Here is a 12484-nt window from a genome sequence, read left to right as displayed (position 1 = left end):
GGATGGGCGTTTGTTGGCGTTATCCAATAAACGTCATTACGCTTCATCCATTTAGTTAACGCAGGTTATGTGACGATCTTGCGGCGATGGCCGCCCCTGGCAACTGGAGACGCCGCCATGTCGCAATCGACGCAAAAGCTTCGCCTGAGCGCACTGATCGCCCTGGTCGTCGGATCGATGATTGGCGGCGGGATCTTTTCCCTGCCGCAGAACATGGCAGCCAAGGCCGATGCGGGGGCGATCCTGATTGGCTGGGCCATTACGGCCGTCGGCATGCTGACCCTGGCCTTCGTGTTCCAGACCCTGGCCAATCGCAAACCGGAACTGGACTCGGGGGTGTACGCCTACGCCAAGGCCGGTTTCGGCGACTACATGGGATTCTCTTCGGCCTGGGGTTACTGGATCAGTGCCTGGCTGGGCAACGTCGGCTATTTCGTGCTGCTGTTCAGCACCCTGGGGTTTTTCTTTCCGGTGTTCGGCGAAGGCAACACCCCGACCGCCATCGCCTGTGCGTCTTTGCTGCTGTGGACGGTGCATTTCATAGTGATGCGCGGGATCAAGGAAGCCGCTTTCATCAACCTGTTGACTACCGTGGCCAAGATCGTGCCGCTGATCATGTTCATCGTGATCGCCGCCGTGGCGTTCAAGGCGGATATCTTCACCCGGGACATCTGGGGCCGCAGCAACCCGAGTTTCGGTAGCGTGATGGACCAGGTGCGCAACATGATGCTCGTCACCGTGTTCGTGTTCATCGGCATCGAGGGGGCCAGTGTCTACTCGGCGCGGGCGGAGAAACGTTCGGATGTGGGCCGGGCCACGGTCATCGGTTTTGTCGGGGTGTTGGCACTACTGGTATTGGTCAACGTGCTGTCGCTGGGGATCCTCAGTCAACCGGAACTCGCCACTTTGCAGAACCCGTCGTTGGCCTCGGTGCTGGAGCATATCGTCGGGCCGTGGGGCGCGTTGCTGATAAGCATCGGCTTGGGGATCTCACTGCTGGGCGCGTTGCTGTCCTGGGCGTTGCTTTGTGCAGAAATCCTGTTCGCGACGGCCAAGGACAAGACCATGCCGGCATTCCTGACCAAGGAAAACGCCAACCATGTACCGGTCAATGCGCTGTGGCTGACCAACGTGATGATTCAGCTGTTTCTGCTGATCACCCTGTTTTCCGCCGGCACCTACACCAGCCTGATCTACCTCGCGTCATCAATGATCCTGGTGCCCTATCTGTGGTCGGCGGCTTATGCGGTGCTGCTGAGCGGGCGCGGTGAAACCTATGAACACGCCTCTGCCGAACGCACCAAGGACCTGCTGATCGGCGGCATCGCCCTGAGCTATGCCGTGTGGTTGCTGTATGCCGGCGGCGTGAAGTACCTGCTGCTCTCGGCCTTGCTCTATGCGCCAGGCGTGATCCTGTTCGCCAAGGCCAGGCATGAACAGGGCAAACCGCTGTTCACCACCCTCGAGAAGGGCATATTTACCTGTGTCATCAGCGCTGCCGGACTGGCGGCGTATGCGCTGTACAGCGGAGTGCTCAGCCTGTGAAGTTACTGCTGGCGTTCCAGGCGCCCTACGACTGGCCCGCGATGCTGGGATTCCTGTCGGCGCGGGCGATCACTGGAATGGAAGAAGTGGTCGGCGACGTCTACTCACGCAGCATCGGCTTGAACGGGGTCCACGGCACGCTCGCTGTCGGGCCTGCGACGGCGGACTCACTGGAACTGACGTTGGACTTTCCCGATGCCAACGCAGTGCCCGAGATCGTCGCCAGGCTGCGGCGGATGTTTGATCTGGATGCCGACCTGATCAGCATTCATCGGCACCTGTCTGTTGATCCTCTGCTGGCACCGCTGATCGCAGAGCGCCCAGGACTGCGCGTGCCGGGGACGTGGGATGGTTTGGAACTGGCGATTCGTGCGGTGTTGGGGCAGCAGATTACCGTCGGCGCGGCTATCAAGCTGGCGGGAAAACTGGTGGCGCAATACGGCGTGCCCTTGAGCTCGCCGCGCGGTGGCCTGACCCATGTGTTTCCCGAAGCGGCGGTGCTGGCGGCGGCGGACCTTGCGACATTGGGGATGCCGAAAAGCCGAGGCCGTACGTTGTCGGGCGTGGCCCAGGCGGTGATCGATGATCCCCTGTTGTTTGAACCCGGTCGGCACGGCGGGGTGGCGCGGTTGCTGGCGTTGTACGGCATCGGCGACTGGACGGCGCAGTACATTGCGTTGCGGCAGTTGCGGGAAATGGATGGGTTGCCGAATGGGGATGTGGGGTTGATCAATGCGTTGGCGGCATTGGAGGGTGGGGCGGTGACGGCTCGGCAGTTGTTGGAGAGGGCTGAGGGATGGCGGCCGTATCGGGGGTATGCGGCGCAGTTGTTGTGGAGTTCGTTGAGTCGGCCGGACTGAGGGTTGATTCATCCACGTGGCCTCCATGGACAGACCCTTTTGTAGGAAAAGGATTGTTTCTTTTGGAGAAACTTCTGAATCGTCTTTTTGACCCTGCCGTGAGGCTCGCAACGCTGTTAGCGTCCGCTGCATTATTTCTGAACACCCTTCCAAGGATAAGGAGTTTGAAATGAATGCACCCTTTCAGTTCTTGTGTGGCAATGCTGTTTCCCCAGAATACCTCCGCAGCCTGGACACCCCGCACTTCACTGAGCAGCACATTGCGCGATTCGATGAGGAAACCCAGGCGACTGTTCGCGAACAGCAGGCATACCTTGACGCTCATCCCGCCATCGCCATCTTCCGCTTTGCCACCGAGGGCAGCCATACCCGTAACGGCGGAGTGATCCAGCAAGGGACCGGACTGCAGTAGTTCAAGCTGGAAAATGGACAGTCGGTGCGTGGAGCGCGCAAAGGCGACTACGTCATGTATGTCGATGGCAGTACGGCGCAGATCATCACAGGCGCCGGGCAGGTTCACAATGATGTGGCGTTGGTCGGCAGCTTGCTCAGCAATGGCGACGAGATCATCAATACGCCGCAGGACGGCTTGGTGTTTGTTGCGCGCGAAAGGGAGTCGATGGTTAAGGATTTTCTTCCATCTATCGCGGACTGAGCGATCAAGTCTGGCGCTGCCCAAGGCTGTCTCAGTTCGGCGTTGCTTGAATGCTGACGCAACTGACGGTCGCAACCCCTCGTCGTAAACCTTCTGGACTCGACCGGAAGTCATGGAGAAGAAATTCAATGAGAGAAGGACATTTCATCGGTTTGAATGACCGAACCACCTGTGGCGGCACAGTTCTCGATGGTGACACCCGGATCATGATGTATGGCGTTGCCCATGCCTGTGATGGTGATCGAGTCACCTGTGGAAAGGACAGGAAGACGTATCGGATCGTCGGTGGCATCTCGTATATGACCAGTCTTGGAAGGCCCATGGCTGGCACGCTGGATAGCTACAGCAATTGCCCTTGTAAGGCCAGTCTTATCCCCACGGTACTCACGGCAACTTACACGAAAGCGGACGCTTCACCGCCGGTGTCCAGAAGAGCGGCTGAGCCAACTGCTTCAACTGCCAGCACCCAGCCAGCAGTGCCACGTCAATCCGGTTTCGCTCCTTCCAGTCATCCGGCACCAGCAACATTCAACAAAGCAGACCTACCGGAACCCGGCTTCTACGTTGTCCCCAACAGCATGACCCGCGAACAACTGGAAGCCACGCTTTTCCCCTCGCGCCAACACGCGACCATGAGCAAGTTCAAGGCGCTCAACCCTGATCGAAGCGACCTCAAAGCCGGTTCGATGATCGTGCTAAGCGATCCGAGCAACACTTCCTGCACCTACCAGGAAGCCCAGCTGATGCAAACCGCTCAACAGGTCAAGGCAGCCCTCGATCCCCTGACGCCAGCAGAAGCGGAGTTCATGTATCGCCACGGCGCCGAAATTGCCAGTTTTACCGGCGATACTTCGACCGTTCTCGGCGTCAGCGCAGCGGTAATGGAGAAGCACCTGATCCGCCTGCGCGACACCCTCCAGGGCATAGAGCGCCTGCATCAGGAAACCTATCGCCAGCATGGCAACCTGAGATCGAAGCCGTTTGTTGCCGAGCGCCAGCGTCTGCTCGCCCAGCTGGATGCCCACCTGCTGAACTCCACGCGCCTTCGTGGTGTGACCACCTTGGGTGATCACCCCAAATTGAAGACCGCCCTCGGCATTTCCAGTCGTAGCCTGGTGCACCACTGGGACAAGGCTGGGGCGCCGGGGCAGATTCCGGGTTATGCGACCCATGTGAATGCGGTCAGTCGGGCTGCCAAGTACATGAGCACCGGTGGTTACATCGGCATTGGTATTGGCGGGGTTTCTTCGCTGCTGGCTATTCAGGAAGTTTGTGCTGGGGATTCTGGTACGGCTTGTGAGAAGGTTAGATTTACTGAGGGTGGAAAATTCATCGGGTCCACCGTTGGTGGCATTGTGGGTGCAGAGTTAGGCAAATATGCCAGTGCGCCTGTCTGCCTGGCGCTTGGATACACTACAGGCATTGGGGGCGTTGTCTGCATTGCGACCTTGATAGGTGGTGGGGCATGGCTGGGTAAGACCCGTGGTGGTGATGGAGGAGAGTTTTTAGGCGAAAAAATATACGAAGGCTCAACGCCATGATCGACATGTGGCCAACCTGGGTTTCCATAACTGTTGTTGGGGGACCATTCCTACTGGGGGTTGTGGGTATCGCGTACTCCCTATATTTAGGCCGTCATCTGGATGTGATGATGGGGGCCCTGAAGAACAGTCGCTATATCGCGATCTGGGGGCCGGGCCTGAGGACTCAGGGATGGTTTGGGTGCCTTATGCTGGTAGCAAAAATCGCCGGGATGGTAATGATGCCAAACGCATCAATCCGCAGTGGTGAACTGGACCCCGAGGATATTAAAAACTTCCCTCCTCATCTGAAGCGTCTACTAAAAATAAAAGCTGTCATGTTGGTTGGTAGTGGTGTTTGGCTGTTGATTGGATCTTTGCTGGTGAAATTCAGGTAAGAGGGCAGGCCATAACCGTCCCGCACACAAAAAATCTGACAATCTCGATTTTGGCGGTGTCGGGGCGAATTCCAGCCCCTGCGACTCAATGACCTGAATGCGACAGGATTTTTCGGCAAGAATGCGTTTTACTTCGTCAAAGATCCTTCGCAGAGGTAATGCTCATGCCCATCATCGAAAGCGACTGGAAGAAGTTCAAGGAACTGCGCAAGCTGGCGCTCGATCGTTTCTGCCAGGGTGTGTTGGCCGATGCCAAGACCATCACTGAGCATGGTGCGCTTTCGGCTCAAGCCAGGTATGGGATGCTTTATCGGCTGATGCGCGACCGGGATAAAGACATCGTCCGGACTTTCGATCCTTACAGTCGCTCTAGCGCACTGATGGCTTTGAGAATGATGGTCAGACACGACTTGCTGACCGATGCAGAGCTGTCGGTCCTCAGCGAAGCGGCGCGGGAAGAGATTGCTGACGTGGTTCGCCAGCCCTATGAGATTGAATGGGCAGATGAGATAGTGCAGCAGGACTGACAACCGCTATCACCCGCCTTCTACCAGAGAACCAGGATGTTGATCTTCAATTGCACCGAAGCCGCCAGCAACTTTTTCAGTCGTGTGCACAAAGGCAAGAAAATCTCCCCGGTGGGTAAACCACCATCGCCCATTATTGAGGACGATGCGCCTGATGCGTCAGCCGAACAGTGGCTGGTCCACGCGATTACCGTTCAACGCAAGCACGTGCTGTTCGTCATCCATGTGCAAACCCGGTACTGCATGATTTTCGCGCACGCGAAAAAAGCCGATTTGGAAGGCTTTGTCGATCGTTTTGCCGAGCGTTGGATAAACGGCCTGGTCCGCCATGCGGGCCAGCACGACATCCTTCAATGGGTCGATGACGAGCCGATGATGGAGCGTTTCCAGGAGAGTTGCCGCGAGCAGGTGTTTTACAAACGCGGCCATCGCGGAGCGCAAAAACACCTCAATGAGATTTCCTGGGTATTCGAGGATTGCGCCGCCGAATGGGGCACGTTGCCCCCGGATGAATTCGCGGCTGGCCGCTTCGACAGTGATATGAATGACACCCTGAGAGGGAGTAAAGGCCACAAGGACTATTACCACCCTGATGAGGAAATGATCGTTCATTGGCTACGCCGCTACGCTGGCCTTGACGAGTCTCGCATTCAAGCCGCCCGTGAGCGGCGCATGGAGGTGAAGCGGGAGATATGGGCGCTGGAGGATCGACTTCGGCAAGCGCTCGAGCCATTGCAGTAATGCAGACATGGACGGAGGGTTGATCCTTGCATCGGCAAGTTACCTCGCTACAGAGTTCGATTACTCGGGAATCAGCCGTGTGACCTTCTTGTAAAGCGAAGCGGTGAATTCCTCACTGTCGCTCGAATGATGACAACGACGATGGCAGTTCGGGCAGAGTGCTACGGCGTTGGTGACTTGATCCGAGCCTTTTTCGGCGAGGGGCTTAACGTGGTGGACTTCCAGATAAGGCAACCCAAGTTTTTGAAACGGAGCAGGTTCGCCACAGCCATCGCAATGACCTTCGGCTTCATTTCGCACCCACGCTCGCACCTCGGGATCACGCACATAGACTGTGCCAGAGCTTGCTGCTCGTTTCGGTTTTTTAATACCTTTTGGCGGCTCCTTGATCTTTTGCTTTTGAAGCGCAGCAGCACGTCGCTCTAGCGTTTGTTCATCAGCTGTCGGAGCGGTGGGGTCGCCGGGCTGAACGCCTCGTTCGGTGAGCGCTGCCCGAATTAACTGCTCAACATTCGAACCAACGTTCTTGGCAGGCTTATACCCCTTGATGAATTCTCGATCCATCTTCATCAGTACCGTAGAGATGTTCTGCATCCGGAATTCGACGGAGCCTTTGGTGCGAGTGGGTAAGGCCGCTTCGCGTAGAGCAAGATTTTCTACAGTCTTCACGAATTTCTGACCGCTTAGCTCTAGCGCGAGCATTTTTAGATAGGCATCCACCGCGGCCCTGATCTCTGAAACGCTCCAGTCGCTGTCTTTTATCGTTTCGCTCATAGAATCGCCGAGAGTTGAAAACCCTCGGACGATACTGAGTGGCCACTACGGCTGTCTACGAATTTTCCTACAAGAAATAGCGGCGTTTCTTACAGGAGATCCTACCGGCGCATTATCTAGCCCATCGAATGGAGTTTTCCTAATCCATAAAAAAGCCCCCGAACAAGTCGAGGGCTTTCAGATGTTCGATTTGCCGATTCAAGTCGTCAAATCGTGGCTAGCTTGGAAATCAATCCCAGCTAAGCGCCCCACCAGTCTGATACTCAATAACTCGAGTCTCAAAGAAATTCTTCTCTTTCTTCAAGTCCATGATCTCGCTCATCCAAGGGAACGGGTTAGTCGTCCCTGGGTACTCTTCCTTCAGACCGATCTGCGACAGGCGACGGTTAGCGATGAACTTGAGGTAGTCCTCCATCATCGCCGCGTTCATGCCCAGCACGCCGCGAGGCATGGTGTCGCGGGCGTATTCGATTTCCAGTTGGGTGCCTTGCAGGATCATCTGCGAAGCTTCTTCCTTCATTTCGGCGTCCCACAGGTGTGGGTTTTCGATTTTGATCTGGTTGATCACGTCGATGCCGAAGTTCAGGTGCATGGATTCGTCGCGCAGGATGTACTGGAACTGCTCGGCGACGCCGGTCATTTTGTTGCGGCGGCCCATGGAGAGGATCTGGGTGAAGCCGCAGTAGAAGAAGATGCCTTCCAGGACGCAGTAGTAGGCGATCAGGTTGCGCAGCAGCTCTTTGTCGGTTTCGACGGTGCCGGTTTCGAACTTCGGATCGGAGATCGAACGGGTGTATTTCAGGCCCCAGGTGGCTTTTTTCGCGACCGATGGGATCTCGTGGTACATGTTGAAGATTTCGCCTTCATCCATGGCCAGCGATTCGATGCAGTACTGGTAGGCGTGGGTGTGGATCGCCTCTTCGAAGGCCTGGCGCAGGATGTACTGGCGGCATTCCGGGTTGGTGATCAGGCGGTACACGGCCAGGACCAGGTTGTTGGCAACCAGGGAGTCTGCGGTGGAGAAGAAGCCGAGGTTACGCATCACGATGCGGCGCTCGTCGTCGGTCAGGCCTTCCGGGTTTTTCCAGAGGGCGATGTCGGCGGTCATGTTGACTTCTTGCGGCATCCAGTGGTTTGCGCAGCCGTCCAGGTACTTCTGCCAGGCCCAGTCGTACTTGAAGGGTACGAGCTGGTTGAGGTCGGCACGGCAGTTGATCATGCGCTTTTCATCGACAGCGACACGGGCGGAGGCGCCTTCGAGTTCGGCGAGGCCTTCGGCGACGTCGAGGGAATCCAGGGCAGCCTTGGCGCGGGCGACGGCAGCGGAGTCCGCAGCGGTCACGGCGCGAGCTTCCAGGGCGGCGGCACCGCCGGCGCTGTCGAGACGGTCCATGTTGGCTTCGGTGGCGTGGCCGGCGTTGGCGCTCTTGGCTACAACTTCCGTGTCTTCTTTGTCGAATTCGTCCCAGCTCAGCATGACGTGTCGTCTCCTGCGTGAGGGCCAGTGTGCCCGTGTGAAAATGGATGGGTTGGTTTTTTCACACGGCGGTGCTGGCCGCGTTGGATATCGTTTTTTGCAGCGGTGCTACGCAGGCAAATAAACATAATTTTGTACGGGGTTCCGAGAGCCACTGATGGGCGCAAATCAGCATCGAATGCCGTTGCGGGGCTTCAGACTGGCTATTCATCCCTGTAAGGGGATATTGCAGGCCCGTTTAAGGCCGCATTATATGGAAATTTTCACGGTCGTGGTGGGGCGAATCCGCGCATGGCACGGTCGAGAGGGCGGGTTTTTCGGTCGGAGCGAGGGTTTACAGGGCTTTGGCGGGTGAAGATTTTTTTTCGTGAAAATGGCGAGGTATCGGTTTTGTTCAAAAAGTAAGCAGAAAATGGCCTTTTTCACTACATCTTGTGTTTGTGGGCGTTTTTTGACCAGTCCAGACACAACTGAGCCCGACGTTAGCCGGGCTGGAATCGACCTTCAGCACGCGGCTGAGTGGGCCGGATTCGGCGCAGTCAATCAGCCGCTGGAGCAGCCGTTACCCATGACGCTGTAACGCAGGATATGGCGCTGGCCCTTGGAGTCGTCATATTCCATTTTCATCGGGACAACTTCGCATACATTGGGAACTTCGCTCATTGAAATAACTTTGGCGATGTCCAGGTGCATCGAGTAAGTGTAATCCTCGATGGCCGGTTGTTGCTGCGCGACATCAGTCTGGGCCTCGTCTGCCATGGCGGTTGCGCACAGACTGCTGAGGGCCAGTACCAATAAAGCTTTCATTTAATATTTACCTTTCTAAGGGCGAAGGGGGTCACGCAACCTTTTTGAGGTTGCGTGTGGAACTGCACTACTTGGATTTGGGTTAACTGCCTTCGTGGGGGCTGTAACTCGGTTAACTCAGTTTGCCGGGTTGGCGGAGCGAATTTTAGGCGCGGGGGTGGGATTCATATAGGCATGGTTTTGATAAACACCTTTGACGGATTTTGTAACAATCTCTGGATAGCCTTTGATAATGCGTGTTGTCTGGTGCCCCGTGGTGTTCTCGGGTTTTTCGCGAGCGGGCTCGCTCCTACAGGGGGTCCAGGTACACCCGTAACAGTCAGGTCTGCTTTAAGGCCGCCTCGGTTTGGCTTTTGATCTGGGTGCTCCGTTAACCACGATGGCCGAACGCAGGCATTGCGCAGTGGGGAAACCGGCAGGACGCCGGTTTAGCCGAGCTGGGCCAGGGACGGCCCATCGCGGCGACCCACGGAGCAATGCCTTCGTTCTGGCATGCCGAGCCTAAGCGAGGCACCGAGTGGTGGGGCAAAGCCTTTTGCTTCCTTTTTGCTGGGCCGGCACTCCGGCGTTTGAAAAAGGGAGTCGCCGTAAGGGCGAAACCATAAGTCGCCGTTACCGCAGCAATGGATATGCACTCCCACAATAAATCTCACATATAGCTTCCTGTTACGCTTCGCATAACCGCTGCGCACGGCTCAATTAACGCGTCGTCAGTGGAACGCAGAGCGTCCCTGGCGGCATTCCCATGCAGAGCGTGGGAACGATCAGTACAGGGGGGAGGGAGAAAGTTGGGACATTTGTTCCAGGCGTGTTTTGCGGTTATCAGGACGTTTTGTGTGGGCTTGTTACTACCATCGTCGAATGGTTCTATAGGCGCCGCCCGGATAAAACAGGGTCATACAAAAACAACTATTCCACCGAGGTAAGAAAGATGAGTGCGGCTTCCCTGTATCCCGTTCGTCCCGAGGTTCTGGCCAACACCCTGACCGACGAGGCGACCTACAAGGCCATGTACCAGCAGTCAGTCGTCAACCCGGACGGCTTCTGGCGCGAGCAAGCCAAGCGCCTCGACTGGATCAAGCCTTTCACCACGGTGAAGCAGACGTCCTTCGACGATCACCATGTCGACATCAAGTGGTTCGCCGACGGCACCCTCAACGTTTCCTACAACTGCCTCGATCGTCACCTGGCCGAACGCGGTGACCAGGTCGCGATCATCTGGGAAGGCGATGACCCTTCCGAAAGCCGGAAAATCACCTACCGCGAACTGCACGAACAAGTCTGCAAGTTCGCCAACGCCCTGCGTGGCCAGGACGTGCACCGCGGCGACGTGGTGACCATCTACATGCCGATGATCCCCGAAGCCGTGGTCGCCATGCTGGCCTGCACCCGGATCGGCGCGATTCACTCGGTGGTGTTCGGCGGTTTCTCGCCGGAAGCCCTGGCCGGTCGCATCATCGACTGCAAATCCAAGGTGGTGATCACCGCCGACGAAGGCATCCGTGCCGGCAAGAAGATCCCGCTCAAGGCCAACGTCGACGACGCCCTGACCAATCCGGAAACCAGCAGCATCCAGAAAGTCATCGTGTGCCAGCGCACCGGTGGCGACATCAAGTGGAACCAGCACCGCGACATCTGGTACGAAGACCTGATGAAAGTGGCGGGCACCGTGTGCGCGCCGAAAGAGATGGGCGCCGAGGAAGCGCTGTTCATCCTCTACACCTCCGGCTCCACCGGCAAGCCCAAGGGCGTGCAGCACACCACCGGCGGCTACCTGTTGTACGCGGCCATGACCCACGAGCGCGTGTTCGACTACCGCCCGGGTGAAATCTACTGGTGCACCGCCGACGTCGGCTGGGTCACCGGCCACACCTACATTGTCTACGGCCCGCTGGCCAACGGCGCAACCACACTGCTGTTCGAAGGCGTGCCGAACTACCCGGACATCACCCGGGTGGCGAAGATCGTCGACAAGCATAAGGTCAACATCCTCTACACCGCGCCGACCGCGATCCGCGCGATGATGGCGGCGGGCACGGCCGCCGTCGAAGGCGCCGATGGCAGCAGCCTGCGCCTGTTGGGTTCGGTGGGTGAGCCGATCAACCCCGAGGCCTGGGACTGGTATTACAAGAACGTCGGCCAATCCCGTTGCCCGATCGTCGACACCTGGTGGCAGACCGAGACCGGCGCCACCCTGATGAGCCCGCTGCCCGGCGCCCATGCCTTGAAGCCGGGTTCCGCCGCGCGTCCGTTCTTCGGCGTGGTGCCGGCCCTGGTGGACAACCTGGGCAACATCATCGAGGGCGAGGCCGAAGGCAACCTGGTGATTCTCGATTCGTGGCCAGGCCAGGCGCGTACGCTGTATGGCGATCACGACCGTTTCGTCGACACTTACTTCAAGACCTTCCGTGGCATGTACTTCACCGGTGACGGCGCCCGTCGCGATGCCGATGGTTACTACTGGATCACCGGTCGCGTCGACGACGTGCTCAACGTCTCCGGCCACCGCATGGGCACCGCCGAGATCGAAAGCGCGATGGTCGCCCACCCGAAAGTCGCCGAAGCGGCGGTGGTGGGTGTGCCGCACGACATCAAGGGCCAGGGCATTTATGTCTACGTCACCCTGAACGCTGGTGAAGAGACCAGCGAGCAATTGCGCCTGGAGCTGAAGAACTGGGTGCGCAAGGAGATCGGCCCGATTGCCTCGCCGGATGTCATCCAGTGGGCACCGGGGCTGCCGAAGACCCGCTCGGGCAAGATCATGCGGCGGATTTTGCGCAAGATTGCTACCGCTGAATACGATGGCCTGGGCGATATCTCCACCCTGGCCGATCCGGGGGTGGTGCAGCATTTGATTGATACGCACAAGACGATGAATGTGGCGTAAATAGCCTTCAGCGTCCATCGAAGCCCTGCCAGGTGTGAGCCTGGTGGGGCTTTTTATTGGCTGACTGTTTAGTCTTGGCAGTGCTGGCCTCTTCGCGAGCAGGCTCGCTCCCACAGGGGATTAGTGGTGATCAAAAAACTGTGGGAGCGAGCCTGCTCGCGAAGGCGGACCGTCAGGTGCCAAATAAACATGAGCCAATAATTATCGGCTTCCCCTGTGGGAGGTTTCCTACTGTTACCCGCCAGCTTTCAAGTTACTGAATGTGTAACCGCGCTGCGCCGATTCGGGGCATT

12 protein-coding genes are annotated in these 12484 nt (G+C 57.6%); 9 read left to right on the top strand and 3 right to left on the bottom strand.

Translation table 11 applies throughout. The features are described from left to right. Window positions 1-117 precede the first annotated feature (117 nt). From arcD to HGP31_RS24780, 8 genes are all read left to right on the top strand, one after another. Window positions 118-1545: an arginine-ornithine antiporter gene (arcD, locus tag HGP31_RS24810; RefSeq protein WP_168758849.1), complete on the top strand. Its 1428-nt coding sequence runs from the start codon at window positions 118-120 to the stop codon at window positions 1543-1545. Continuing rightward, window positions 1542-2405 carry a DNA-3-methyladenine glycosylase family protein gene (locus tag HGP31_RS24805; RefSeq protein ID WP_168758848.1) on the top strand — a complete coding sequence of 288 codons (864 nt, stop codon included), beginning with the start codon at window positions 1542-1544 and terminating at the stop codon, window positions 2403-2405. Before arcD ends, HGP31_RS24805 begins: the two co-directional genes overlap by 4 nt. A 169-nt stretch (window positions 2406-2574) precedes the next feature. Next, a complete protein-coding gene (locus tag HGP31_RS30655; protein WP_240963510.1) occupies window positions 2575-2817 on the top strand; it encodes a hypothetical protein in 243 nt (80 codons plus the stop codon). A gap of 54 nt (window positions 2818-2871) precedes the next feature. After that, on the top strand, window positions 2872-3060 hold the full coding sequence (locus HGP31_RS30650; RefSeq protein WP_240963509.1) for a hypothetical protein: 189 nt from the start codon (window positions 2872-2874) through the stop codon (window positions 3058-3060). A gap of 128 nt (window positions 3061-3188) precedes the next feature. Further along, window positions 3189-4601: a PAAR domain-containing protein gene (locus tag HGP31_RS24795; RefSeq protein WP_168759226.1), complete on the top strand. Its 1413-nt coding sequence runs from the start codon at window positions 3189-3191 to the stop codon at window positions 4599-4601. Next, window positions 4598-4978: a hypothetical protein gene (locus HGP31_RS24790; RefSeq protein ID WP_042955789.1), complete on the top strand. Its 381-nt coding sequence runs from the start codon at window positions 4598-4600 to the stop codon at window positions 4976-4978. The genes HGP31_RS24795 and HGP31_RS24790 overlap by 4 nt, the downstream gene beginning before the upstream one ends. A gap of 164 nt (window positions 4979-5142) precedes the next feature. Continuing rightward, entirely contained in the window at window positions 5143-5505 is a 363-nt protein-coding gene (locus tag HGP31_RS24785; protein ID WP_020800273.1) for a hypothetical protein, read from the top strand. Between the two features lie 36 nt (window positions 5506-5541). Further along, window positions 5542-6246: a DUF6933 domain-containing protein gene (locus HGP31_RS24780; RefSeq protein ID WP_168758847.1), complete on the top strand. Its 705-nt coding sequence runs from the start codon at window positions 5542-5544 to the stop codon at window positions 6244-6246. Window positions 6247-6306: 60 nt separating this feature from the next. On the opposite strand, the gene HGP31_RS24775 is transcribed toward HGP31_RS24780, so the two are convergent. The 3 genes from HGP31_RS24775 to HGP31_RS24765 all read right to left on the bottom strand — a co-directional run bounded on the left by HGP31_RS24775 (window position 6307) and on the right by HGP31_RS24765 (window position 9304). After that, a complete protein-coding gene (locus tag HGP31_RS24775; protein WP_020800275.1) occupies window positions 6307-7020 on the bottom strand; it encodes an HNH endonuclease in 714 nt (237 codons plus the stop codon). Window positions 7021-7249: 229 nt separating this feature from the next. Next, window positions 7250-8497, bottom strand: coding sequence for a ribonucleotide-diphosphate reductase subunit beta (locus HGP31_RS24770; RefSeq protein WP_150772443.1), 1248 nt, complete (start codon window positions 8495-8497; stop codon window positions 7250-7252). Window positions 8498-9040: 543 nt separating this feature from the next. Next, complete coding sequence (locus HGP31_RS24765; RefSeq protein WP_008058016.1) at window positions 9041-9304, bottom strand: DUF2790 domain-containing protein; 264 nt, start codon at window positions 9302-9304, stop codon at window positions 9041-9043. A 931-nt stretch (window positions 9305-10235) separates the two neighbouring features. Here HGP31_RS24765 and acs point away from each other — a divergent pair. Beyond that, window positions 10236-12191 (top strand): acetate--CoA ligase, encoded by a 1956-nt coding sequence (gene acs, locus HGP31_RS24760; RefSeq protein WP_033040724.1) that lies wholly within the window; start codon window positions 10236-10238, stop codon window positions 12189-12191. Window positions 12192-12484: the final 293 nt, after the last annotated feature.

Source organism: Pseudomonas umsongensis, assembly GCF_012647205.1.
Lineage (GTDB): Bacteria > Pseudomonadota > Gammaproteobacteria > Pseudomonadales > Pseudomonadaceae > Aquipseudomonas > Aquipseudomonas umsongensis.
This window is presented reverse-complemented; position numbering and strand designations above follow the sequence as displayed.

Coding starts and splice junctions, on each gene's coding strand:
- HGP31_RS24780 (WP_168758847.1), top strand. CDS start 5,542: ATGTTGATCTTCAATTGCACCGAAGCCGCCAGCAACTTTTTCAGTCGT.
- acs (WP_033040724.1), top strand. CDS start 10,236: ATGAGTGCGGCTTCCCTGTATCCCGTTCGTCCCGAGGTTCTGGCCAAC.
- arcD (WP_168758849.1), top strand. CDS start 118: ATGTCGCAATCGACGCAAAAGCTTCGCCTGAGCGCACTGATCGCCCTG.
- HGP31_RS30650 (WP_240963509.1), top strand. CDS start 2,872: ATGTATGTCGATGGCAGTACGGCGCAGATCATCACAGGCGCCGGGCAG.
- HGP31_RS24785 (WP_020800273.1), top strand. CDS start 5,143: ATGCCCATCATCGAAAGCGACTGGAAGAAGTTCAAGGAACTGCGCAAG.
- HGP31_RS30655 (WP_240963510.1), top strand. CDS start 2,575: ATGAATGCACCCTTTCAGTTCTTGTGTGGCAATGCTGTTTCCCCAGAA.
- HGP31_RS24775 (WP_020800275.1), bottom strand. CDS start 7,020: ATGAGCGAAACGATAAAAGACAGCGACTGGAGCGTTTCAGAGATCAGG.
- HGP31_RS24790 (WP_042955789.1), top strand. CDS start 4,598: ATGATCGACATGTGGCCAACCTGGGTTTCCATAACTGTTGTTGGGGGA.
- HGP31_RS24795 (WP_168759226.1), top strand. CDS start 3,189: ATGAGAGAAGGACATTTCATCGGTTTGAATGACCGAACCACCTGTGGC.
- HGP31_RS24765 (WP_008058016.1), bottom strand. CDS start 9,304: ATGAAAGCTTTATTGGTACTGGCCCTCAGCAGTCTGTGCGCAACCGCC.
- HGP31_RS24770 (WP_150772443.1), bottom strand. CDS start 8,497: ATGCTGAGCTGGGACGAATTCGACAAAGAAGACACGGAAGTTGTAGCC.